Annotated in this window: 22 protein-coding genes and 1 pseudogene; 14 read left to right on the top strand and 9 right to left on the bottom strand. The window is 45.7% G+C overall.

Annotated elements, in window-relative coordinates; genetic code table 11:
• Window positions 1-14: 14 nt before the first annotated feature.
• The 3 genes from J4N43_RS21070 to J4N43_RS21060 all read right to left on the bottom strand — a co-directional run bounded on the left by J4N43_RS21070 (window position 15) and on the right by J4N43_RS21060 (window position 3,805).
• Window positions 15-2,042 (bottom strand): acetoacetate--CoA ligase, encoded by a 2,028-nt coding sequence (locus J4N43_RS21070; protein ID WP_155487265.1) that lies wholly within the window; start codon window positions 2,040-2,042, stop codon window positions 15-17.
• Between the two features lie 87 nt (window positions 2,043-2,129).
• Window positions 2,130-3,056, bottom strand: a complete 927-nt coding sequence (locus tag J4N43_RS21065) for an electron transfer flavoprotein subunit alpha/FixB family protein (protein WP_053349217.1) — start codon at window positions 3,054-3,056, stop codon at window positions 2,130-2,132.
• Window positions 3,053-3,805, bottom strand: a complete 753-nt coding sequence (locus J4N43_RS21060; protein WP_042523555.1) for an electron transfer flavoprotein subunit beta/FixA family protein — start codon at window positions 3,803-3,805, stop codon at window positions 3,053-3,055. The genes J4N43_RS21065 and J4N43_RS21060 overlap by 4 nt, the downstream gene beginning before the upstream one ends.
• 155 nt (window positions 3,806-3,960) lie before the next feature.
• On the opposite strand from J4N43_RS21060, the gene J4N43_RS21055 reads away from it, so the two are divergent.
• The 9 genes from J4N43_RS21055 to J4N43_RS21015 all read left to right on the top strand — a co-directional run bounded on the left by J4N43_RS21055 (window position 3,961) and on the right by J4N43_RS21015 (window position 14,701).
• Window positions 3,961-5,598: an electron transfer flavoprotein-ubiquinone oxidoreductase gene (locus J4N43_RS21055; RefSeq protein WP_053349216.1), complete on the top strand. Its 1,638-nt coding sequence runs from the start codon at window positions 3,961-3,963 to the stop codon at window positions 5,596-5,598.
• A 241-nt stretch (window positions 5,599-5,839) separates the two neighbouring features.
• The gene (locus J4N43_RS21050) at window positions 5,840-6,640 is read left to right on the top strand and encodes an ABC transporter ATP-binding protein (protein WP_005373297.1); all 801 of its coding nucleotides are present in this window, start codon (window positions 5,840-5,842) and stop codon (window positions 6,638-6,640) included.
• Window positions 6,640-8,592, top strand: a complete 1,953-nt coding sequence (locus J4N43_RS21045; RefSeq protein ID WP_005373296.1) for a long-chain fatty acid--CoA ligase — start codon at window positions 6,640-6,642, stop codon at window positions 8,590-8,592. Before J4N43_RS21050 ends, J4N43_RS21045 begins: the two co-directional genes overlap by 1 nt.
• Entirely contained in the window at window positions 8,592-9,485 is an 894-nt protein-coding gene (locus J4N43_RS21040) for a branched-chain amino acid ABC transporter permease (protein WP_005373295.1), read from the top strand. The genes J4N43_RS21045 and J4N43_RS21040 overlap by 1 nt, the downstream gene beginning before the upstream one ends.
• 11 nt (window positions 9,486-9,496) lie before the next feature.
• The gene (locus J4N43_RS21035; protein ID WP_053349215.1) at window positions 9,497-10,564 is read left to right on the top strand and encodes a branched-chain amino acid ABC transporter permease; all 1,068 of its coding nucleotides are present in this window, start codon (window positions 9,497-9,499) and stop codon (window positions 10,562-10,564) included.
• 45 nt (window positions 10,565-10,609) lie between these two features.
• Entirely contained in the window at window positions 10,610-11,854 is a 1,245-nt protein-coding gene (locus J4N43_RS21030; RefSeq protein ID WP_033906430.1) for an ABC transporter substrate-binding protein, read from the top strand.
• An 80-nt stretch (window positions 11,855-11,934) separates the two neighbouring features.
• Window positions 11,935-12,756, top strand: a complete 822-nt coding sequence (locus tag J4N43_RS21025; protein ID WP_053349214.1) for an ABC transporter ATP-binding protein — start codon at window positions 11,935-11,937, stop codon at window positions 12,754-12,756.
• A 9-nt stretch (window positions 12,757-12,765) separates the two neighbouring features.
• On the top strand, window positions 12,766-13,968 hold the full coding sequence (locus J4N43_RS21020) for a phenylacetate--CoA ligase family protein (RefSeq protein WP_053349213.1): 1,203 nt from the start codon (window positions 12,766-12,768) through the stop codon (window positions 13,966-13,968).
• 136 nt (window positions 13,969-14,104) lie between these two features.
• On the top strand, window positions 14,105-14,701 hold the full coding sequence (locus J4N43_RS21015) for a methyltransferase domain-containing protein (protein ID WP_053349212.1): 597 nt from the start codon (window positions 14,105-14,107) through the stop codon (window positions 14,699-14,701).
• A 288-nt stretch (window positions 14,702-14,989) separates the two neighbouring features.
• On the opposite strand, the gene budC is transcribed toward J4N43_RS21015, so the two are convergent.
• Genes budC through budA form a run of 3 tightly spaced genes read right to left on the bottom strand, consistent with a single transcriptional unit; the run spans window position 14,990 to window position 18,263 of the window.
• Entirely contained in the window at window positions 14,990-15,748 is a 759-nt protein-coding gene (gene budC, locus J4N43_RS21010) for a meso-2,3-butanediol dehydrogenase (protein WP_017820351.1), read from the bottom strand.
• Entirely contained in the window at window positions 15,745-17,448 is a 1,704-nt protein-coding gene (gene alsS, locus J4N43_RS21005; RefSeq protein WP_053349211.1) for an acetolactate synthase AlsS, read from the bottom strand. The genes budC and alsS overlap by 4 nt, the downstream gene beginning before the upstream one ends.
• A gap of 29 nt (window positions 17,449-17,477) precedes the next feature.
• Window positions 17,478-18,263 carry an acetolactate decarboxylase gene (gene budA / locus J4N43_RS21000; protein ID WP_005373273.1) on the bottom strand — a complete coding sequence of 262 codons (786 nt, stop codon included), beginning with the start codon at window positions 18,261-18,263 and terminating at the stop codon, window positions 17,478-17,480.
• A gap of 97 nt (window positions 18,264-18,360) precedes the next feature.
• Between budA and J4N43_RS20995 the strand changes: the two genes are divergently transcribed.
• From J4N43_RS20995 to J4N43_RS20980, 4 genes and pseudogenes are all read left to right on the top strand, one after another.
• Window positions 18,361-19,242: a LysR family transcriptional regulator gene (locus tag J4N43_RS20995; protein ID WP_047101317.1), complete on the top strand. Its 882-nt coding sequence runs from the start codon at window positions 18,361-18,363 to the stop codon at window positions 19,240-19,242.
• A 129-nt stretch (window positions 19,243-19,371) separates the two neighbouring features.
• The gene (locus J4N43_RS20990; protein WP_252094176.1) at window positions 19,372-19,554 is read left to right on the top strand and encodes an HAD family hydrolase; all 183 of its coding nucleotides are present in this window, start codon (window positions 19,372-19,374) and stop codon (window positions 19,552-19,554) included.
• Between the two features lie 30 nt (window positions 19,555-19,584).
• A pseudogene (locus J4N43_RS20985) lies at window positions 19,585-20,097 on the top strand (HAD-IA family hydrolase); the annotation flags it as partial.
• A 286-nt stretch (window positions 20,098-20,383) separates the two neighbouring features.
• The gene (locus J4N43_RS20980; RefSeq protein ID WP_242013634.1) at window positions 20,384-20,596 is read left to right on the top strand and encodes a hypothetical protein; all 213 of its coding nucleotides are present in this window, start codon (window positions 20,384-20,386) and stop codon (window positions 20,594-20,596) included.
• A gap of 133 nt (window positions 20,597-20,729) precedes the next feature.
• Here the strand turns inward: J4N43_RS20980 and J4N43_RS20975 are convergent, their stop codons facing one another.
• Genes J4N43_RS20975 through J4N43_RS20965 form a run of 3 tightly spaced genes read right to left on the bottom strand, consistent with a single transcriptional unit; the run spans window position 20,730 to window position 23,279 of the window.
• Window positions 20,730-20,858, bottom strand: a complete 129-nt coding sequence (locus J4N43_RS20975) for a DUF2474 domain-containing protein (RefSeq protein ID WP_005373267.1) — start codon at window positions 20,856-20,858, stop codon at window positions 20,730-20,732.
• A gap of 20 nt (window positions 20,859-20,878) precedes the next feature.
• Window positions 20,879-21,886, bottom strand: a complete 1,008-nt coding sequence (gene cydB / locus J4N43_RS20970; protein ID WP_053349209.1) for a cytochrome d ubiquinol oxidase subunit II — start codon at window positions 21,884-21,886, stop codon at window positions 20,879-20,881.
• A 28-nt stretch (window positions 21,887-21,914) separates the two neighbouring features.
• Window positions 21,915-23,279, bottom strand: coding sequence for a cytochrome ubiquinol oxidase subunit I (locus J4N43_RS20965; RefSeq protein ID WP_053349208.1), 1,365 nt, complete (start codon window positions 23,277-23,279; stop codon window positions 21,915-21,917).
• A 154-nt stretch (window positions 23,280-23,433) separates the two neighbouring features.
• On the opposite strand from J4N43_RS20965, the gene J4N43_RS20960 reads away from it, so the two are divergent.
• Entirely contained in the window at window positions 23,434-24,849 is a 1,416-nt protein-coding gene (locus J4N43_RS20960; protein WP_053349405.1) for an aminotransferase-like domain-containing protein, read from the top strand.
• Window positions 24,850-24,855 lie beyond the last annotated feature (6 nt).

Here is a 24,855-nt window from a genome sequence, read left to right as displayed (position 1 = left end):
GACTTGTTGGGTCTCTAAGTGACGGTGGCGCCTTCTATGTTGAAAAGCGTTTTAATTTCTTCCAGCACTTCTGGGTTAGCAATAGCACCAATGTTTTTTACAGCTTGTCCGTTTACCAATTGTTTCACTGCTAGCTCAACCAATTTGCCTGAGCGCGTTTTAGGAATATCACTGATAGCAAAAATTTGTCGTGGGACATGGCGTGGTGAACATTTTGTTTTCAATGTTTGGCGAATTGAATCGGTGAGTTGTTGGGTTAACTCGACGTTGTGAGCGAGTTTTACTAGTAACCAGATTTCTTCAGACTGCTGGTTTAACTTGCCGACAGCGATGGAGTCTTCAACCTCGGGTAGCACGTTCACTTGTTGGTAGATTTCAGCGGTACCGATTCGTACGCCGCCTGGATTTAAGGTTGCGTCACTACGGCCATAAAAAATAAAGCCGCCATGTTCGGTTTGCATCACATCGTCGCCATGGTGCCAGATATCGGTAAACTTGCTCCAATAAGCGTTGTGATAACGTTCGCCGTTGTCGTTCCAGAAGCCAATAGGGAAGTTAGGTAGCGAGTTATTGCAAGTCAGTTCGCCGCGTTTTTGCGTAATAGTATGTCCACCATCCTCTAGAACACGTGCGTCGATTCCCAGCCCTGCGCCTTGGCATTCACCTTTGTAAACTGGTGAAATAGGGTTTCCAAGTACAAAGCATCCGCAAATATCCGTGCCGCCAGCGATAGAAGCGAGATGCAAGTCCTGCTTGATGTGCTGATAGACATAATTAAATTGTTCTGGGTAAAGCACCGAACCAGTTGAGCACAGAGTTTTGAGTGACTTCAGGTTATGTTCTAGTTTTGGAGAGCAGTTCGCCTGCTCCAGTGCCTCTAAGTATTTCGCTGAAGTACCAAACAGCGACACGCTATGTTCTTCTGCTAATTGCCATAAGACGGAGTGATCAGGGTAAACCGGACTACCGTCGTAAATCACTAAGGCAGCACCACTCGCAAGAGCGGAAACATGCCAGTTCCACATCATCCAACCACATGTTGTGTAGTAGAAAACCTTGTCTTGCGATTTGATGTCGCAATGCAGTTGATGTTCTTTGAGGTGATTGAGCAAGGTACCGCCTGCGGAATGGACAATACACTTAGGTTGACCTGTTGTACCAGAAGAATACAAAATGAATAACGGGTCATTAAACAGCGTTGGTTGATATTGAATTGATTGTGGAGAAAAGTGGTGAGTAATATCGGACCAAGAAACAAACTCAGAAGTGCTAGCACTCTCAGCGTTTTGTAAATATTCGATTTGGCATACGCTAATAGTAGTCTCTTCGGAGGCACTGCTTAACTTACTACTAAGAGTGGTGTTCTTGTTCGTCATATCGAAAGCTTTGCCTCCGAACTGGTAGCCATCACAGCAAAAAAGAACTTTCGGTTTGACCTGACCAAAACGCTCTACGACGCTATCGATACCAAAATCAGGAGAGGTTGAAGTCCAAATGGCACCAAGACTGGTGGTGGCCAGCATGGCAATAACGGTTTCAGGAAGGTAGGGCAAATAACCCGCAACGACATCGCCTTTACCGACACCACAATTGAGTAGCCATTGTTGAATGGCAGAAACTTGTTCAAGCAACTGTTTACCGGTGAGTTGTCGGTGTTCACCGCTTTCATTGCTAAAAACAATAAACTCACGCTCTGGTGATTGTTCAGCCTGAGATAGGAGGTTCTCTGCGTAGTTCAGCGTGGCGTCAGCAAACCATACTGTGTCTCTATTTACATGATGATGATTAGAACCTGTTGGTGTCCATTTGGGACTGCCAAGGCTCTTGACTTGCGAACCTATATCTCCGATTACGTTGCAAAACTGCCAAGTATGTCGCCAAAATTCATCATTGTGCTCAATGGACCACTGGTGTAGAGACGTGTAATTGTTGATTACGGTACCTTCGGCTTTGTCTTTATTAACCTTTTCGATGAACCGTAATAAGTTGCTATTGCTGACGCGCTCAGCAGATGGTGACCAAATAGGTGCAGAATTTGGCATAGGTCCCTCTAATTTCAATTCTTTTGAATATGACCAAAAACAAAATAAAGGGGCGAACATAGCAGTGTTCGCCCCTTATCTGATCGTTTAAAGTTGTTCGGCAAGCTGAGGTAGTACCTCAAATAAATCACCAACCAATCCATAGTCGGCAACTTCAAAGATAGGAGATTCTGGATCTTTGTTGATCGCGACAATCACTTTGGATTCCTTCATTCCTGCAAGATGCTGGATGGCACCGGAAATCCCAACCGCTATATAAAGCTTAGGTGCAACGATTTTACCGGTTTGACCCACTTGTAAGTCGTTGGCAACAAACCCGGCATCAACCGCCGCGCGAGAAGCGCCAATGGCAGCACCTAGTTTATCGGCCACTTGTTCGATCAACGCGAAGTTCTCTTTGCTACCGACCCCGCGTCCACCTGACACAACCACCTCTGCCGCGCTTAATTCAGGACGTTCTGACACGGTTTTATCGACAGAAACCAATTCAACCATTGGAGCTGAGATAGTGACCTGCTGATGCTTAATATCAGCTTGGTTGCGACAAGTAACCGGCTCAAACGCAGACGCGCGCACGGTGATGACGCGAACCTTGTCGCTGGTGGTCACTTTGGCAAATGCGTTTCCTGCGTAAATAGGGCGGATAAAAGTGTTTTCATCGATAACTTGGACAATATCGGAAATTTGCCCAACGCCGAACTTCGCTGCTACTCGAGGTGCAAGGTCTTTCCCTTTTGATGATGAGCTAGCCCAGATTGCGTCAAAACCTTCAGCAATACTCACTACAATAGGTGCGATACTCTCGGCAAATTGATGCTTAAGTTGCTCATCATCGACACAAATTACGTTTGATATACCATCAACGCGACAAGCTTGCTGAGCGACTTCTTCACACTGGTGGCCCACTACGATCAAAACATTGTCTTGGCTGACTTGTTTTGCTGCATTAACCACTTTGAGTGTGTCCGCATGCAATTGGTTATTGTCATGCTCTGCTATGATTAAGTTCTTCATGAAATCACCTTCGCTTCGTTACGCAGCTTATCGAGAAGCTCTGAGACAGATTCAACCTTGATGCCACCTTTTCTTTGCGCTGGCGGTGTGATTTCTTGAATGGTTTGGCTAAATACCACTTCAACACCCAGACTGTCAGGTGTGATGGTATCTAACGGCTTGCGCTTAGCTTTCATGATATTAGGCAAAGAGGCAAAACGCGGTTCATTCAGGCGTAAGTCAGTACTGATCACCGCAGGTAAGTTCATCGCGACCGTCATCAAGCCGCCGTCCACTTCTCTCACGACCTGAACTTTTTGATCTTCAATCTTCACGTCGGAAGCGAAAGTTGCTTGAGGCCAGTCAAGTAGGGCGGCCAGCATCTGAGCCACTTGGTTGTTGTCCGTATCAATGGATTGTTTACCCGTAATCACAAGCTGTGCTTGTTCTTGCTCAACTAGAGCTTTGAGCAGCTTAGCAACAACTAATGGCTCTATTTTGTCTTCAGTATCGACATGAATAGCGCGATCGGCGCCTAATGCAAGCGCGGTACGTAGTTGCTCCTGACACTGGCTACCGCCAGCACTGACAACGATGACTTCATCTGCAATACCTTGCTCCTTTAGTCGTACGGCTTCTTCAACGGCTATTTCGCAAAATGGATTAATCGTCATCTTGACGTTATTGGTTTCAACATCGCTATGGTCCGCTTTCACGCGAACTTTAACGTAGGGATCAATGACCCTTTTGATTGGCACTAGTATTTTCACGTTAGATTCCTTTTACAGTGAAGACTATGTGTTTACAGTGAAGACGATGTGATGACGTCTTTAAAATGATGTTAATTTACCTTTACGTTTGCGTCAACTTTAAATATATTGTTGATTAACAAGTTGGCAACATGCAAAGAAAAAGGAATGCAATCATGGAAAGAGACTGCATGGAATTTGATGTTCTGATTGTAGGCGCTGGTCCCGCAGGTTTGTCTGCGGCATGCCGAATCAAACAATTAGCAGCAGAAAAAAAACAAGACCTCTCTGTTTGCGTGGTAGAAAAAGGTTCTGAAGTTGGAGCGCATATTTTATCGGGTGCGGTGTTTGAAACGCGGAGTTTGGATGAGCTTTTTCCCGACTGGGAAGAGAAAGGCGCTCCGCTCAATACCAAAGTAAACCAAGATAAAACCTACTATCTAGGCAATGACATCAATGGTCATGAACTGCCTTCTTGGGCGGTGCCTAATACGTTACATAACAAAGGTAATTACATCATAAGTTTGGGCAGTCTATGCCGATGGATGGCGTTGCAGGCTGAGAACTTGGGGGTGGAGGTCTACCCAGGTTTTACCGCCAGTCAAGCGATCATCGATGAAGATAGTCGTGTTTGTGGCGTGATCACGGGCGATATGGGATTAGATAAAAATGGTGAACAAAAAGAAAATTTCGAACCTGGTATTGAACTGCGAGCGAAGTTTACTTTATTTGCTGAAGGCGCACGGGGGCATATTGGTAAGCAGTTGATTAACCGATTTAATCTTGCTGAAGAGAAAACGCCTCAACACTACGCTATCGGTTTTAAAGAGCTGTGGGAAATCCCATCAGAGCAGCATCAGCAAGGTTTAGTAGTGCACGGATTAGGTTGGCCGTTATCAAATGAAGCTACAGGTGGCAGTTATCTCTACCATTTAGAGGGAAACCAAGTTGCCGTCGGGTTGATTGTTGACTTGAATTATAAGAATCCGCACTTGAGTCCATTTGATGAGTTTCAACGTTTTAAACACCACCCGTTGATTGAGCAATACCTCAAAAATGGGAAGCGTATTAGCTATGGCGCGAGAGCGATTACCAAGGGCGGCTTTCATTCGCTTCCCACGCAGCAGTTTGCTGGTGGCTTGTTAATTGGCTGTGATGCAGGAACACTTAACGGCGCTAAAATCAAAGGCACACACACCGCAATAAAATCTGGAATGCTTGCCGCTGAAGCAGTATGTGAAGCCCTTGAGAGTCAGTCAGTTACTGCTGATTATCAAAAGCATTTCAAACAGTCTTGGCTGTATGAAGAGCTTTATCAAGCACGTAACTTCTCAAGTGGAATCCACCGCTTTGGATCGTGGCTGGGCGGTGGTTTAGCGCTGCTGGAACATAACGTGTTAAAAGGTAAAGCTAAGTGGCATATCCGCTGTGATAAGCCTGATCATCAGTCTCTGTTATTGGCGGAAAACAGCAATGAAATTGTCTATCCGAAGCCTGATGACGTGTTAAGTTTCGATCGCCTCTCTTCCGTTTATCTATCCAATATCTTCCATGAGGAAGATCAACCATGCCACTTACGACTGGAGAACCAGCGGATCCCTATTGAGCAGAACCTTGAATTATATGCAGAGCCAGCACAGCGCTATTGTCCGGCTGGCGTGTATGAAATCGTACAGGGGGAGCAGCAGCCAGAGCTGCAAATAAATGCGGCCAACTGTATCCACTGTAAGACGTGCGACATCAAAGATCCAAGTCAAAATATTACCTGGACTCCGCCAGAAGGTGGTGGTGGTCCTAACTATCCAAATATGTAAGCGTTTGAGAATAATTTTTATTAACAATTTATTTACTTAAAGTTTGCGTTAGTTCAAATCTTTCTCGATGAACTCGATTGCAACTTAATCTTTCAGGCACTATTCTGATTTTAAATTGACGTTTACGTAAACTGAATATAAAGTTGATGCATAGGTGTAAAAGCGGTTACCAGTATCAAAGTTAGGTTTGATCAAATAGTGCTCAATGGAACGCACTTAAATAACGAAAGGGAGATCAACTATGGTATCGGAATCGCCTCTGTTGCAGGTAAACGATATTTCATTGGCTTTTGGTGGGGTGAAAGCTTTAACTGACGTGAGCTTCCATGTGAATGAAAAGGAAATTTTTTCAATCATTGGTCCAAACGGTGCAGGTAAAACCTCAATGCTCAATTGCATCTCTGGTCGATACACACCAAACAAAGGCTCTGTAATCTTCGCTGGAGATGACGTAACTAAACGTACACCAAGCCAACGAGCTGAGTTAGGGCTGGGAAGAACCTTCCAAAACTTAGCGCTCTTTTCTCATATGTCGGTACTGGACAACATCATGGTTGGCCGACACCACCTACTGAAAAATAACTTCGTCACGGGGCCACTCTATTGGTTCTCCAATGCGCAGAAAGAAGAGATGGCGCACCGCAAATATGTGGAAGACGTGATCGATTTTCTAGAAATCCAGCACATCCGAAAAGCGACTGCAGGCACGCTATCTTACGGCTTACGTAAGCGTGTAGAGCTTGCTCGTGCCATTGCCTTAAAACCTAAGTTACTGCTGCTTGATGAACCAATGGCAGGTATGAACTTGGAAGAAAAGGAAGACATGGCACGTTACATCATGGATCTGAATGAAGAATTAGATATCACGATCATCATGATTGAGCACGACATGGGCGTGGTCATGGACATCTCTAATCGCGTTTTGGTTTTGGATTTCGGTAAACACATTGCTACGGGTGAGCCTGAAGAAGTGATGGCCAACCCACATGTGAAACAAGCGTACTTAGGCGAAGAGTTACCGACATTAGAGGAGAGTGCATAATGGCACAGCAACATAATGATTGGGCAGATATAACCCGCTTAGATACCTTTCCAAAAGTGTTGCAACACAATGCCAAGAACTGGCCCGAACAAGTCGCAATGCGTGAAAAGGAGTTTGGTATATGGCGAGAGTTCACTTGGAAAGATTATGAAAACCGCGTCAAGTGGATGGCACTGGCACTACGAGATTTGGGTATTGGTGAGCAAGATGTCGTTGGTTTGCTAGGTGATAACCGCCCGGAATGGGTATGGGGCGAGTTAGCGGCACATGCGATCAAAGGTTTCTCGCTGGGCATCTATCAAGATTCTATGCACGAAGAGGTGGCGTACCTTATCAACTATGCCAAAGCAAAAGTCGTGATTGCCGAAGATGAAGAGCAATGCGACAAGCTGCTTGAGCTTGGTGATGAAATTCCTAGCGTTGAATACATTATTTACTGCGATCCTCGTGGAATGCGTAAATACGATGATCCAAGATTGATTGATGTTGAACAGGTCTACAAAAAAGGTCAGCTGATTGATAAAGCGGACCCAGACAAATATCTCAATATGGTTGTTGAAACCAAAGGCAGCGATCTTTCAATTCTTTGTACAACGTCGGGTACGACTTCTAAACCAAAATTGGCTCAGCTACACAGTGGCACGTTCTTGGATCACTGTGCGGCTTACTTGCGTGCAGACCCTCGTTCCCCAGGCGACAACTACGTTTCTGTTCTGCCTTTGCCTTGGATTATGGAGCAGGTTTACGTGGTTGGTCAGGCGTTGATTTCTCGTCAAATCGTTAACTTTGTGGAAGAACAAGAAACCATGATGTCCGACTTGCGTGAAATCGGTCCAAACTTTGTGCTGTTAGCGCCGCGAGTGTGGGAAAACATTGTGGCAGACGTGTCTGCACGAATGATGGATTCGACACCGTTTAAGCAAAAGATGTACAAACTGGGCATGAGCTTAGCCAACAAAGCGTTAGAGCAGGGCAAACGTTCTAAACTCGCCGAATGGATTCTTTTGCGTGCTTTGCGAGACCGTTTAGGCTTTTCGAACCTAACATCTGCTGCAACGGGCGGCGCGGCGATGGGGCCTGACACTTTCCGTTACTTGCAAGCGATCGGTGTACCACTCAAGCAGCTTTACGGTCAAACCGAAATGTGTGGTGCGTACACCGTCCACCAAGCCGATGACGTGGACTATGATTCGGTTGGCGTTGCGTTTGATAATGCAGAAGTGAAAGTCATCAACCCAGACAGCAATGGCGTTGGTGAAATCATCGCGAAAAGTACAGGCATGTTTACTGGCTACTTAAACAACCAAGCAGCATATGATGAAGATGTTCAAGATGGTTGGATGCACACAGGCGATGCGGGCTATTTTAAAGATTCCGGTCACTTGGTGGTGATTGATCGTCTGAAAGATATGTCGGAAACCAGCCACGGCGACCGCTACTCTCCGCAGTTCATTGAAAACAAACTCAAGTTCTCGCCGTTTATTGCAGAAGCCGTGGTGGTAGGTAAAGGTCGACCTTGGCTGTCTGCCATCATCTGTATTCGCTATGCGATCGTCGCGAAGTGGGCAGAGCAACGCGGCTTGGCATTTACCAACTACACCAACTTATCTGCTCAACCAGAAGTGTACCAAGCGATTCGTGAAGAAGTTCAAAAAGTGAACGAATCCCTACCGGATGCACAGAAGATCAGCAAATTCATTCTACTTTACAAAGAGCTGGATGCCGACGATGGCGAGTTAACTCGTACGCGTAAAGTGCGTCGTGGTGTGGTTGCAGAGAAATACGGAGACATCATCGAAACCATCTACAGCGACGATCCAAAAGTCGATGTCGATACAGTGATTACTTATCAAGATGGCACTAAAACACGCATTCAAACGTCGCTAGTTATTGAAACGCTTATTGAGCATGAGCCAACACTAGTGGATAGCGAACAACGGAGGATCGCATAGTGAATACGGATTTATTACTGCAACTCGTCATTAATGGCGTGATCGTTGGCATGTTGTATGGTGTTGTCGCCATGTGCTTTGTATTGATTTACAAATCGACCCAGGTGGTCAATTTTGCTCAGGGTGAGTTCTTGTTGATTGGCGCGTGGGTATGTTGGGCGGCATTGGTGCACCTACAGTTACCGTTTTTTATTGGCTTTTTACTCACGCTTGCGTTCATGATGATTTTTGGTATCGCCGTGCAAACCATTGTGCTCAGACCGTTGATTGGTGAACCGATTATCTCTGTGATCATGGTGACCATCGGTCTATCGATGTTTTTCCAAGCACTGATGAAGTGGATATTCGGCGTCTCTGCTGTGTCGTACCCGCAAGTGTTCGAAACCAACGTGGTGAATATCGGAGGTTTGAATGTTGAGTTTGCTTACATTCTGAGCTTGATCTTCTCAATGCTCATCATGGGCGCGTTCTATTGGTTCTTCAAATTCAGCAAAATGGGTCTGGCAATGCGCGCAACGGCATTTAACCAGCAAGTAGCCCAGAGTCTTGGCATTTCCATCAAGAAAGTGTTCGCCATCAGTTGGGCCATTTCGGCAATGGTATCTGCAACAGCAGGGATTGTTATCGGTATCGTTAACGGCGTATCTGACGCGCTATCCATTATTGGTATCAAAGTTTTCCCAGCCGTTATTTTAGGTGGCTTAGATTCGGTAGTCGGCGCAATTGTCGGTGGTATCACCATCGGGGTGCTAGAAAACTTGGCTGAGTTTTTTGATAGCCAATACCTGCAAGTGGGTAACCTGTACAACATCGCACCATTCTATGTGCTGTTAATCATTCTTGCCTTCAAGCCATATGGCCTGTTTGGTACCAAAGATATTGAGCGTATTTAAGGAGAAATAACATGGCTCAACTTAGCATGCGCCCATGTGGGGATTTTCGAACCACATACAAAAGCGATACGCCAATTTTTGAAACCAAAATCATCAGAAGCCTTGCGATTGCAGGTGTCATCGCCATGCTGGCAGCACCGCTGGTCTTGGATATTTACTTCCTAAACCTGTTTATTCAGATTGCATACCTTGGTATCGCGGCATTGGGCTTAAACATTCTGGTTGGTTTTACCGGACAAATCTCTCTAGGTCACGGTGCGTTCTTTGGCTTTGGCGCCTTTGCATCGGCTTGGCTAAATAACCAGTTTAATATTCCAGTTGTGTTTGCGATTCCGCTTGCGGGTTACTTAACCATGATTGTAGGGATGCTGTTTGGTCTGCCAGCGGCTCGAATTAAAGGTTTATATCTAGCTATCGCAACGTTGGCGGCGCAGTTTATTTTAGAGGACTTCTTTGCTCGCGCAGATTGGTTCAGTGGCGGCTCATACGGTGCAAGCGCGAACCCAATTAATTTGTTTGGCTTTGAGTTTACGACTGACGAAAGCTTCTTCTACATCGCCCTGTTTGCGCTGATCTTCATGTATATGTGGGCATCAAACTTAATCCGTTCTCGTGACGGTCGCGCGTTTGTCTCAGTACGAGATCACTATCTGTCAGCAGAGATCATGGGAATCAACCTAACCAAGTATCGTCTGCTCTCATTTGGAGTGTGTGCATTCTATGCGGGCATCGGGGGCGCACTCTACGGACATTATCTAGGGTTTGTATCAGCAGAAGGCTTCACCATCATGATGTCTATCCAGTTTTTGGCCATGATCATCATTGGTGGCTTAGGCTCAGTTAAAGGTACGCTGATGGGGACGATATTTATCGTACTGCTGCCTGAAGTTTTAGAGTTTGGCGTAACGGGGCTTTCAGCGTTTGGTGATACCACCGCTTTCACTGATGGTCTGGCTTACTTCAAAGAGATGGCGATTGGTTTAGTCATCATGCTGTTCCTTATTTTCGAACCTCAAGGATTATCGCATCGCTGGCAACAGATTCGAGCATATTGGAAACACTATCCGTTCTCATATTAACGTGGAATTAAGTGGAATATACCTCAATAACAAGGACAACGAGTTATGAACAAAGGACATTTAGCGACAACGTTGGTGCTGTCATCTGCACTGTTTACTACCACAACTTGGGCAAAAGATTCTGTGTTTGTCGGGCAATTAGTCGACTTTTCTGGACCAACTGCCTATGTGAGCAAGCCCTATGGTTCTGGCGTGCGAGACGCATTGCGTTGGATTAACCAAAACGGTGGCATTAACGGTACCGAGCTCGAATTTGAAACAGTAGACATGGCGTACAAAGTACCAGTGGCGATTTCCAACTATAAACGTTGGGTGGCGCGTAAAGACATGGTTGCGCTGCAAGGTTGGGGTACGGCGGATACCGAAGCACTTATTTCGTTTGTTACCAAAGACAAAGTGCCGGTGTTCTCTGCTTCTTACTCTGGTCACTTAACTGACCCAACCGGTAAAAACCCAAAAACCGCGAAACCAGCGCCTTATAACTTCTTTTATGGTGCGTCGTACTCAGATGCGTGCCGTGCGCTAGTTAAGTGGGCGAAAGAAGATTGGGAATCTAAGGGCAATCAAGGTGCGCCGAAATTTACGCACATTGGCGATAACCATCCATTCCCGAATGCGCCAAAAGAAGCGTGTGCAGAGTACGCCAAAGAACTTGGTTTTGATGTGCAAAACCCAGTCGTTGTGTCACTAAAACCAGGGGACTTCAAAGCGCAATGTTTGTCGCTGAAAGAGTCAGGCACCAACTACGGTTACATTGCTAATATCGGTAGCTCGGTTATCTCACTAGTGAAGTCTTGTAACACGGTTGGGACAGAGTTCCAGTACATGGCAAACATTTGGGGCGGCGATAAGCCAGTGCTTGAAGCAGCAGGCGATGGCCTTAAAGATTACGTTTTCCCAGGTATGACTGCGTTTTGGGGAGATGATAATGAAGGCATGAAACTGGTCCGTGAGATTTCTAAGCAGTCTGAATCAGAGCCGGGCGAATTCAGAACTCACCATTACATTCGCGGTATTTGTTCTGCGTTCTATATGAAAGAAGCAATGGAGTGGGCGAAAGACAACGGTGGCATCACAGGTGAAAACATCAAGAAGGGCATGTATGTCCATGACAACTGGGTACCACAAGGCTTAGAAGGTGTTTGTGTCCCTGCGAACTGGAAACCGGAAGATCACCGAGGCACAACAACCGTGAACGTCTTTATGGGCAACAACGATGGCGGCGCAGTTGATATTAAGAAAGTATCTCAGGTGACATTGTCACGTCGTGACGATTGGCTAGGTTACTAATCTACGACTTATTAATAACAAAGCTTACTGAAAATAAGGATGGGTGAGAGAACACTCTCACCCTAGCAAGGAGTAGCTTGATGGCTGAATTAGCAACGAATATCGAACCGGCAGAAATACTGCTTTCAGTGAACAACGTTGAAGTCGTCTACGACGAAGTAATACTAGTACTTCGCGGTGTGAGTTTAGAAGTTCCAAAAGGGCAGATTGTGACCTTACTGGGCGCCAACGGTGCGGGTAAATCCACAACGTTGAAAGCCATTTCTGGTTTATTGAAAACCGAAGATGGTGAAGTGACGCGCGGCGAAATCAACTTCATGGGCGAGCGTATAGACAACAAAAGCCCGGAAGAGATCGTCCGTTCGGGCATCTTCCAAGTTATGGAAGGGCGCCGAATTGTTGAAGATATGACGGTGATAGAAAATCTTCGCTTAGGCGCTTATACACGCACTGACAACGAAGTTGAACAAGACATCGAAATGGTGTTTGACTATTTCCCGCGACTCAAAGAGCGCACTGGCCTGGCGGGCTATTTGTCTGGCGGTGAGCAACAAATGTTAGCGATTGGCCGAGCGTTAATGGCTCGACCGAAGATGATTTTGTTGGACGAACCGTCTATGGGGCTTTCTCCACTGCTAGTTAAAGAAGTATTCAGCATTATTAACAAGATCAACAAAGAGCAAGGTATTACCATGCTTTTGGTTGAACAGAATGCCAACTTCGCTCTTCAAGCGGCCGATTACGGTTACATCATGGAATCAGGCAAAATCGTACTAGATGGCAGCAAGCACGAATTGCTAAACAATGAAGACGTAAAAGAATTCTACCTTGGCGGCGGCGATGAAGATCGCAAGAGCTTTAAGAATCTGAAATCTTACAAACGTCGTAAGCGTTGGTTGTAAGGAGCAAGGATGAACGAACTATTTGATGCGAAAGAATCGTTGTCTCTACAGGCGCGAGAAGAGTCGCTGTTTCAACGTCTGCCAGCGCTGATTGAAAATTCGAAAGCCAATAGCGAACATTACGCAGCGCATTTTTCTGAGTTTGATCCTATATTGGCAAACAATCGTGAAGGGCTTGCTCAGCTCCCGATTACACGTAAGTTCAATGTACCTAATCAGCAGCAACTTAAACCGCCGTTTGGTGGCTTAAATAGCGTTGCCATTGGTCAAATGGCGCGCGTATTCCAATCTCCTGGGCCGTTGTATGAGGCTCAAACGGATGAGGCCGATTTCTGGCGTATGGGGCGCGCGTTTCACGCTGCTGGGTTCTGTGCGGGTGATTTAGTGCATAACACGCTCTCTTACCATTTCTCTCCTGGCGGATTTATTATGGATGGTGGCGCAAGGGCTTGTGGCTGTACGGTATTTCCGGCTGGAGTAGGCAATACCGAAGCGCAAATAGAGGCAATTAAACAGCTTCAACCTAATGGTTACACTGGTACACCTTCGTATTTGCTGACGTTGCTACAAAAGTATCAAGAGAAATACAATGAGCTGCCTAGCTTTGAGAAAGCTCTGGTCTCTGGTGAAGCGGTTACAGCAGACATGGAACAGATGTTTGAGGAAAAAGGCATTGCAGTCTTTCAAGCCTACGCAAGTGCAGAGCTTGGTTTGATTGCTTATCAAGTGTCTGGTGAACAAGGATTAGTGATTGCCGAAGATATTATTGTTGAAATCGTTGATCCTGATGGTGTTCCTGTACAACCGGGAGAAGTCGGTGAAGTCGTTGTAACGTCGCTCGATGAGAAGTTCCCGCTGATTCGCTACGCAACGGGAGATTTATCGGCATACCTAGAAACGGGCTCGGATTCGCTACGCACGAATGCACGAATTAAGGGCTGGATGGGACGAGCAGACTCCGCGGTGAAAGTAAAAGGGCTGTTTGTTTATCCGCATCAAATCCAAGAAGTCTGTCGTCGCCACGATATTAAAGGCTCCTTGAAAATTGAGCGCGATGGCTTCAACGATGCCATTACTTTCTGTTGTCATGATGTGCATGTATCAGCAGAGGACATTCAAGCAACACTCCAGTCTGTCACTAAACTGAAAGGCAATGTCCAGTTTGTACCGAACCAAGCGGAGCAGCCGTTAATCAATGATCTTCGCAGTTAACTCATTGGTGGCATAAGTGCAGTAGAAAGTGGTTGTCATAAAAAACTAACAACGTCAGACAAAAGGCTAGAAAAGGGATACCACATTGCGCTGCGTATCCCTTTATTTTTTACTACCGCAATCAGGGAGCGGGTAAATGAAACAGGCACCAATGATTAACACACAATTCTGGGATGATTTGTTTATCCGAGGCACTATGCCTTGGGATGCCCAATCGACACCTCAAGAACTCAAGGACTATCTCGACAATTCACTTCATGTAGGCCAGTCAGTGTTTATTCCTGGGTGTGGTGCCGCTTATGAACTGAGCACTTTTATTCAATATGGGCATGACGTGATCGCGATGGATTACAGCCAAGAAGCGGTAAAAATGGCGCAATCAGCGTTAGGTAACTACAAAGATAAAGTCGTATTGGGCGATGTATTTAATGCCGATTTTTCTCACTCGTTTGATGTCATTTACGAGCGGGCCTTTCTCGCAGCACTACCGAGAGACATGTGGTCAGAATATTTCTCTATGGTGGATAAATTGTTGCCAAGCGGAGGTTTTCTAATTGGTTTTTTCGTCATTGATGATAATTACCTATCACGCTTTCCTCCATTTTGTTTGCGAAGTGGGGAGTTGGCATCTTTTCTAGAGCCCACGTTTGAACTTGTGAAGTCCTCAGTGGTGGCAAACAGTGTTGAGGTTTTTAAAGGCAGAGAGCAATGGATGGTGTGGCAGAAACGTTAGTCGTCACTGAGACTTCTTTAGAAAGTATTCGCGGAAACTGTCTGGTTCTTTGTGAATCGCTGATACATAAGTCTTCACTCTATGCCTGATGGAATGCTCACATAGTTTGTCGGTTTGTGTGAAACATTAATTTCTCGTTGCTGGTTTAAGTTGTTGAGATATCTCTAACAGCGGTCGAGTGGTTGAGTTTATTGCCGGCACGGGTTGTGTGCTCAGAGCGTAAAGCGACAGATCAGCATCGATCCGAAAGGTAGTAGAACGTCTCTCACTGATCTGTCTATTTCATGCTTATACTATTTTAGGTTGACCATCTGATGCGGTGGCACCGCCGTCTACAGGTAGGTTTACGCCATTAATGAAAGATGCGTCATCACTTGCCAAGAAAGTCACGACAGACGCAATTTCTTCAGGTTCGGCTGCTCGGCCAAGCGCAATGCGCTCATTGAATTTATCGCGGATGTCCTGCGGCCAGCCGTTTGTCATGTTGGTTTTTACTAAACTTGGGCATACGGCGTTAATTCTTACCCCATCCGCACCATGGTCCAATGCCATCGCTCGGGTAAGGTTCACCACTGCGCCTTTACTCGCGCAATAGAATGCGGCACCCCAGTCACCACCCAAACCGGAAACGGACGCGGTATTTACCATACAACCTTTCGTTTTTAAGAGTTCAGGCAAAGCAAACTTCGCGCAATAAACAACACCATCAATGTTTACACCAGAGATCTTCTTCCAGTCTTCCACACTACCTTCAATCACGGAACCAGGGACATGTACGCCAGCATTGTTTACTAAAATATCCAGTTTACCGAAACGGGTAACAACATCAGAAATCAGTGCTGCGACTTTTTCTGGGTCAGAAACATCAATAGAATGCGCAGACACACGCTGTTTATCAAAGCCCTCAACGGCGTTTGCCAATTGCTCTTCATTCCAATCGGCAAGAGCGACGTTTGCGCCTTCTTCATACAAACGTTTTGCGATGGCCAAACCAATACCATTGGCAGAACCAGTGACGAGTGCGACTTTATTTTTTAATCCTCTCATGCGATTTCTCCTTCGAAACTTACAAAAACGGGATCTTGATTTTTCTCTGTGCGCGGCAACATCAGTTTGTCGTTGTCGCTGTAATCTACGGGGATAGCCACCACTGCTGGTCCTTCAACGTCCATGGCTTTATTCAATGTCGGTAGCAATTCGTGTTGACTAGTCACTGCGAAGCCTTTCGCGCCAAATGATTCGGCGTACGCCTTGAAATCAATTGGTCCAAATTTCACACCAGAGCAGCGCTGATATTTGTTGATCTCTTGCATTTCTACCATGTTGTAGGCGTTATCAACCCACACAATATGGACGATATTGCAGTTCAGTCTAACCGCGGTTTCTAACTCCATGCTCGATTGCATAAAACCGCCGTCTCCTGATATCGATACCACTTTGCTACCAGGTTTTAGTAGGCTGGCACCAATGGCCCATGGCAGTGCAACGCCCATCGTTTGTTGGCCGTTAGACACCAGCATTTGGCGAGCTCGAAAACAGCTTAAGTAACGAGCGATCCAGATGTGGAAGCTCCCCATATCAAGGCATAGCGTGGTATCTGGTGTGATGATAGATTGCATGGCTTTAATTAGCGCCAGTGGATGAAACCCTTGCTTGTGATAGACATTGGGATAGGTCTTGATCACTTGCCGTTGCAGTGCTACCTCTTCCAGTACTGAAAGTGCCGTTGGGGAAAGGCGAGCATATTCAGAGATATAGCTGCCCATCTTGTCTAATGACTGCGCAATGTTTCCGACGATTTCAACACAAGGTTGATAATTAAGTTGGTATTCTGCCGGTTCAATATCGAGGTGAATCACTGGGTTGCGGTGGCTGTTCCAAAGCTCAGGGTCATACTCTATTGGGCTAAAGCCGATGGTGAGAATTAAATCGGCATCACGCAGTAAAACATCGCCGGGTTGGTTGTTAAATAAACCGACACGCCCAGCAAAGTGATGATAGTAATTGATATCTACCGTGCCGGCGGCCTGGTAAGTGCCGACAACGGGTAGCTGCGTATTTTGAAGAAATCGGGCGATAGCAGCAGCGTTTTGACTGCGGCTCGCGTGAAGGCCAAGTAAAACCACACAGCGCTTTGCTTTACTGATTCGACTGACCGCATCTTCGATTGCTGCGATGTCAGCGCAACCAGGCTGTGTGTAAGGCGAGGGGACAATAATGTCCGTTTGGGTTTGCTCGGATAAAACATCTTGGGGGAGACTCAAAAAGCAAGCCCCAGGACGACCTGACTCTGCGATACGAAATGCGTTCGCCATGATCTCGCTTGCGGCGTCCACATGCTGCACTTCAGCACTGAACTTAGTAATAGAGCGAAAAATACTGACGGTATCCATGCTCTGGTGTGTTTGTTTTTGCTGGTCAGTTCGTTTCACCGCACCACCGATAGCAATCAGCGGATCGCCTTCGGAGTTTGCTGTTGCCACCCCCGTAACTAGATTTCCACAGCCAGGGCCTGACGTAACCATGGTGACGCCTGCTTTGCCGGTTAGTCTTCCCATAACGCCCGCCATAAATGCGCCGTTAGCTTCGTGGCGTACCGGAATCATTTGGATGTTAGTGTCTTCAATCGCATCGAACAGTCGATCGATTTTTGCACCGGGAATACCGAAAATGTACTTAATGCCGAGAGACTCTAGCTGTTGAGCGATCAACTGAGCTCCATTTTTATTTGAAGGTTTGGATTGCATTTGTTGTCCTTATTATTTGCCTGACTTTGTTACTTTTCCGCCTTTTCTATGGCGGTATTTATATCTTCCGGAGCCAAATTGGCGTTGAGGAAGTCTGTCGATACCGGGGTATCAATCACTAGCCGAGAGACTTTGCCAATCTGGAGGAACCCTGACGAAATGCTGTAATCCTGAATATGACCACCTCCTTGGCGGTCATCGGTAATAAAGTGTTCGTGATAGCCGGGCACATTGATGCCAGTCGTATATTTAGGACTGCGAAAGCCGGCGACCACGCCTTGCTTATGCGTGAAGCGGAACGTTGGTTGTTCTTTGACCACTTCAAGCATTGGCCGATAAGGGCGTGTTTGTTTAGGTACGGTGCGAGTACGAACTGAATCGAAAACGCCATCAATGCGCACTGCGCAAAATAGGTTATCGCTTGGAACCATGTCGTCTATGAGGCTATGGACTTCATGACGTGACATGCGCGATGTCAGTGGCAGCTCGATATCAGGCTTAAAAAAAGTCATGACAGCAAAGGGCGTTTTTTGCGCCAGGTCTGCCGGGTTTGCGGAGCCATCCGACTTGAGTTGAAAAACTTCCTTATCAAACGCAATCAACTCACCATCCAATTCATTGAACGTACCTAAACCAAAATCCCCATGTTTCAGTAGTTCTTCTATGGTTGTTGAGCCTTCGTAAACACCAGCGATCAAAGCACTCATTAACGAAGTCTGATAAATCTCACCATCTCCGGTAACGTGATGGTATTCAGAAAATTCTTTCGCTACTTCAAGCGAACAAGCACATAGAGGGTTATAAAATCCACGCATGAGTAAGACCAGTTATGCAATGAAGAGTATATTTAGATTGACTTCTACACGGTGCTAAATCCAATATAAAAAAGATTTATTTTGATATGGAAAATATATGGAATTTCGCTACCTGAAGTATTTTGTCGCGGTCGCCGAGACTCGTCACTTTACCCGAGCAGCTGAACAGTTAGGGATTGCGCAACCTCCTTTGAGTCAACAAATCAAAAAGCTAGAGCACGAGCTTGGCGTGGACTTATTTAAGCGCTTGTCTAGAGGAGTAGAACTGACCCATGCAGGGCAAGTCTTTTATACGGATGCGGTAAATATTCTTGCTGATGTGGAACGCGCTAAAGCAAAAGCCCGACAGATTGCCCGTGGTGAAAATACGCAGGTTAAAATTGGGTTCGCGACGTCAACATCAACCTGCATTAAGGTATTGGAGAGGATTGGGCGTATTCAAGAGAATGGGGTTCATTTACAGACGGCGGAACTGTCAATGCCAGAGCTTGCCACTCAGTTAAAAAGCAAACAACTTGATCTCGCAATCATGCGGCTACCCTGTTACGCCAGTGAGCCTTTTGAGCATAAGGTGTTGTTTAACGACCCGTTTGTCGCAGTGATTCCGGCGGGCCACGAACTGGCAAAATATCCCTGTATCCAGATGAAACAGTTGAGAGGCCATAAAATTTTACTGTTTCCACGAGAGACTGGACCCGCATTGTTTGATGGCATGAGCACACTTTTTGCCGACGCAGGAGTAAGGCTCGAACCACAGTTCGCAGCACCGCAACTTCGTACGACGATTGCCATGGCGCAGGCCGGGTTAGGTATCGCTCTCGTACCGCGCTCACTGGCTGAACATCTCGATGATTCCGCGACAGTCGCCGAGATTGATGATATCCCTCTCACTAGTCGTGTTGTTGTTGCTTGGGAGGCATCTAATCTCAATAAACAAGCGTTAAAAGTAGCCATGCACATCGGTCATGTAGAGGCTTAAAGATGAGTCATCGAACTGGCTCTGATAGCCACAGGCAAATGTGATACTCTCACTCGTTATATGCAAAGCTATGCTTTGGTTGAATAGACAAATCTTACTCAACGAATAGAACTTACTGAGGATGTACCAATGATATACGCTGCGGTCTTTGATATGGACGGGTTGCTGATTGATTCAGAACCTTTGTGGAAGGAAGCGGAAAAGCAGGTGTTTTCATCAGTTGGTGTCCAAGTGACCGAAGTGCTGTCAAAGCAGACTGCAACTATGACGACAGGTGAAGTAACAAGGTTTTGGTATGAACGTAATCCTTGACAAGAAAAGAGCCTAGAGGAAGTAGAGAATGCTGTTGTGGATAAAGTGGAGGCATTAATAATTGAAAAAGGATGCGAATTAGAGGGTGTTACAGAAACACTCAAATTGCTTAAGGAAAAAGGGTTTAAGATAGGGTTGTCTACTAATTCACCTTATCAACTCATTCCCATCATTTTGAACAAACTCGGTATTGCCAGTTACTTTGACGCGATATCATCGTCAGACGATGTAGAGCAGGGTAAGCCAGAGCCAGATGTCTACCTTTTAACAATCAATAAACTAGGTGTAGATTCAAGTAACTGTATTGCCTTTGAAGACTCTTATTCGGGTATGCTTGCGGCAACACGAGCAAACATAAAAACAGTCGTGATACCTCAACCTGATAAGTTCTACCAAGAGTTTAATGAAGCCAGTCTAAAGCTGCAAAAGCTATCAGAGTTTAATGAAAGCCATTTGGCGAGTTTAATGGACTTGAATTTGAAAGAAACAATTGCACCAACACCGCATGAAAGTTTTTTAGAAGAAGGACTTGATTGTGAATAGCCGGTCGCTGAAAAAATACCTACTGCCAATGTTCTTATTGGTTTTACCTATAGAATCATTCGCAAAAGATACGACTATGTTGGACGAGCTCAATAATCGATTTGTTACATTTGAAAGGCGATTTGATGATTGTATCAACTCTGCTTCTCAAAGTGATATGAGTTAAAACATTGTCAGTCAGATTCAAGCGCTTAATATTGATTTTGAAATTTCGGTTGGCTATTTATACAAACAATCACTTTATTTATGCTCTGATGATGAATTCAGTGATTTAGCAAGAATTATCATGATAATTGAAACCTCCGATAATGATGGATTGCAATTATCAAAGGCAAAAGCTAGTCAAATTAGAAAGCTACTTTTTAGCAAAGTGGATTTACGTTTAGAGTCGAAGTTTCAAAGTTTACCGCAAGATAAAAAGGAAGCATTACTGAGCATTGCGAAAAAGCTTGAACCTTTTGATCTCGTAAGCATGCATGAACGACTTCAGGCAATGTAGACTTATGAAAGAATGTTTTGAGTAGATTCTTAACGCTTGGCTTTTTCATTAAGATTGAGTATTAGGTTCAACGCCTCTAGCTCTTACACAAGATCTAGAGGCATCCATTTTTTATTGACTTAAAAATGCCGCGCTAAGATTTTAACCCTGCAGCGGTCATCATGACGCGAAATAACATAGACACTAACCCTAATGCAGCGACGCTAACGACCCAAATTCCAACCATCCAAGCCCATTGTCGGCACCAATTTTTGATTTTCATACTCACTCCTTATCAACTCGTTAATGGTACGCTTCGTCTTCTTTCACTTTTCCAGAGAAGACGTAATAACTCCAAAAGGTGTAAGCCAGAATGATCGGGATGATGATCACTGCTCCAACGAGCATAAAGCGCTGACTGCTTGCAGGAGCCGCTGCTTCCCATATTGATATGCTAGGAGGAATGATATTTGGCCAGATACTGATGCCAAGCCCAGCGAACCCGAGAATCACGATCACTAGCGCCATCACGAAAGGGCTGCGCTCTTTACGCTTTTTAACGGAGTCAGCAATCTTCAAACATACCAGTCCAGTAATGACTGGTACGGGCAGTAAGTAGAACAAATTCGGCAGAGAAAACCATCTTTCCGCAATGGTAGGGTAAGCAAGTGGAGTCCAAGCGCTCACAATGACTAATGCGGAGATCATCGCCAGTAGTGTTTTGTTAGTGAAGCGGTACATCGTGTTTTGCAGTTCACCTTCCGTCTTCATGATGAGCCATGTGCTACCAAGCAGCGCGTACGTTGCGACTAAACCCAAACCACAAAAGATGGGAAAAGGGCTGAGCCAGTCGAGTTGGCTACCTACGAAGACGCGGTTTTCCACCGCAAAGCCTTGAATTACCGCGCCAACAACGATGCCTTGGAAAAACGTGGTTAAAATCGAGCCGACCATAAAAGAGCGATCCCAGAACTTTAAGTGGCTTTCCAATGCTTTAAAGCGAAACTCAAACGCGACGCCACGAAAGATCAAAGCAATCAACATCAACGTTAAAGGGATGGTTAGCGCTTCAATAATCACCGCGTAAGCCATCGGAAAAGCGCCAAATAGAGATGCGCCTCCAAGTACAATCCAAGTTTCGTTACCGTCCCAAACAGGTGCGACACTGTTGACCATGACGTCTTTTTGCTTTTCATCCTTGATGAAGGGCATCAGTACTCCAATACCCAAATCGAAGCCGTCCATGATGATGTACATCAAAGTGGCAAAAACGATGATCGTGAACCAAATCACGGATAAATCAAAATGCATATTTTCTACCTTCACTTTGTGACAAATTCTAAATGCGACCTGAAACGGTCGTCATGTCGTGCTCATCGTGTTCGATTGCATCGGGGCCTTTCTTGATTTGGTGGATCATGTAGTAATAACCAAAACCAAATACCAAGCTGTATACAACAAGGAAACACAGCAGGCTGATGCTCATTTGTAGGTCTCCGTGTGCAGAAACCGCATCACGCGTTTTTTGTACGCCATACACGACCCAAGGTTGCCGACCAACCTCTGTCGTAAACCAGCCAGCGAGTATTGCGATAAGACCAGATGGCCCCATAAACAATGAAAACTTGAGGAACCAACGCGAGGTATAAAGCGTGTTCTTTTTTCGTAACCATATGCTGTAGAAGCTCTGAAAAATCATCAGAAGTCCTAGCCCGACCATGATTCGAAATGACCAAAAGACGATAGGTGAGTTCGGTCGTTCCTCTTTCGGGAAGTCTTTCAGTGCCGGGATTGGCTCAGTTAAACTGTGGCGTAGGATCAAACTTCCTAAAACAGGAATTTCTAAGGCATAGTCTGTGCGTTCTTGTTCCATGTTTGGCATGCCGAACAATATCAATGGGGTTGGTTTGCCATCACTGTTATCCCAATGTCCTTCGATGGCAGCGATTTTGGCGGGCTGGTGTTCCAGAGTGTTTAGCCCGTGCACATCGCCAATCACGGTTTGGAGTGGCGCAAGGAACACTAAGATCCCGAGCGACATCGAAAACATGGTTTTTACCGCAGTCGATTGATTGCCTCTCAATAAATGCCAAGCGGCTGACGCGCCTACAAAGAGTGCTGAACTGACGAAAGCCGCGACGCTCATGTGCGCCAAACGATAAGGAAATGAAGGATTGAAAACGATAGCAAACCAGTCGGTTGGCACCACACGTCCGTCGACAATTTCATAGCCTTGTGGCGTTTGCATCCAACTGTTGGAGGCGAGAATCCAGAACGTCGAAATGATCGTTCCTAACGCCACCATCGAGGTTGCAAAAAAGTGCAGCTTTTCGCCGACGCGACGCCAACCAAACAGCATTACGCCAAGAAATCCGGCTTCGAGAAAGAATGCCGTTAACACTTCATAAGTCAGTAATGGGCCAGTGATAGAACCAGCGAAGTCGGAGAAACCACTCCAGTTGGTGCCGAATTGATAGGCCATGACAAGGCCAGATACAACGCCCATCCCAAAGTTAACCGCAAAAATTTTCGACCAGAAATGATAGAGCTTTTGGTAATCGGGATTGCGTGTTTTTAGCCATAAGCCTTCCAGCACGGCGAGATAGGTGGCCAAACCTATGGTGATAGCGGGGAAAATAATATGAAAGGATACCGTAAAGGCGAACTGTATCCGTGCAAGCATAAATGCGTCGAGGCCAAACATTAAACTTCCTTTGATCTTTTAAGTTTTATGAGAGAGCTATTTTAAGAGGAGCGGAATGAGGGAAGTAGGTACAGACAGTGACTATAAACCTATAACAGATTAAATATTGAAGTGTTATTATTTTGAATTCGGCTTTAGGGAAGGGGATTTGCGTTTGGCGAAGTATCAAGAGTTAGTGGAACAGCTTAAAAGGCAGATAAAATCGGGGATATGGCATCCGGGTGACAAGCTGCCTTCTCTGCGTCGCCAATCTGAACACTCGGGTTTAAGCTTGATGACGGTGTTGCATGCCTATCAAATTCTGGAATCTCAAGGCTGGGTAACGTCACAGCCGCGCTCTGGTTATCGAGTCGCTCCCAATATTAAGAGTTCAAATGAACCCCAAGCGCCAGCCGCGGTTTCGTGGACAGAGCAGGTAGACATCAATGAGTTTATCTTTGATGTTCTGCAGGCGAGTAAAAATCCATCCATGATCAATTTTGGCTTTGCCTATCCAGACCCAAGTTTGTATCCACGCTATCACGTGAATCGGGCGATGAGCGCAGCCGCTCGCAATATGCCGATTTCCACCACCTTTGATAACTTACCGCCGGGAAACGAACAATTACGCACCATCATCGCGAAGCGTTATGCTGCGAAAGGCATTGAAATTTCACCCGATGAAATTGTCATTACGGCAGGCGCGCTGGAGGCGTTAACGCTCAGTTTGCAAGCCAGCACAAGACCGGGAGATTGGGTGGTTGTGGAGTCGCCTGCATTTTATGGTGCATTGCAATCCTTAGAGCGGTTAGGTTTGAAAGCGCTCTCAGTAAGAACAGACCCAGTCACGGGCATTGACCTAGACTCATTGGAACGAGCGCTGCAAACACACGATGTGAAAGCGTGCTGGCTGATGTCGAACTTCCAGAATCCTCTGGGTTTTACGCTTTCCAACGAGAAAAAACAAAAGCTGATTGAACTGACACAGCGATATAACGTGCCAGTGATTGAAGATGACGTGTACAGCGAACTGCATGCAGGGAATGACTCGGTTTATCCACTAAGAATGTTTGATGACACGGGCAATACCATGTTGTGCTCCTCGTTTTCAAAATCATTAATCGCAGGGCTACGTATTGGTTGGGTTGCGGCGGGAAAGCGGGCGCTAGAGGTACAAAAGTTACAGTTAATGAGTACATTAGCGACGAGTGCACCAGTGCAAATGACATTGGTACACTATTTAACAAGCCGCAATTATGAATCTCATTTGAAGCAGTTACAGAAAAAGCTGTTTGAACGTAAAAGTAAGATGACGGTTCTGCTTAGTGAGCTGTTACCTGAAGCAGTCAAAGTGTTAAGCCAAAGCGGTGGGTACTTTATTTGGTTAGAGCTTCCCAAGCATATTGATGCCTTGCAGATATATCGAGAAGCGCTAAAAGGTAATATCAGCATCGCACCGGGAAAGATGTTCAGCCTGACAGAACAATACGATCACTGTATTCGTCTTAACGCTTCTTTTGAGCTCAATGACAAATATGTTCATGCTCTCAATCTGCTCGCTAATATTATTCGCGAGCATTTGGCGAAATAGCGACTT

The sequence above is a fragment of the Vibrio sp. SCSIO 43009 genome (assembly GCF_023716525.1).
GTDB lineage: Bacteria > Pseudomonadota > Gammaproteobacteria > Enterobacterales > Vibrionaceae > Vibrio > Vibrio alginolyticus.
Note: the sequence above shows the minus strand (reverse complement) of the source record. Positions and strands in the feature narration are given on the sequence as shown.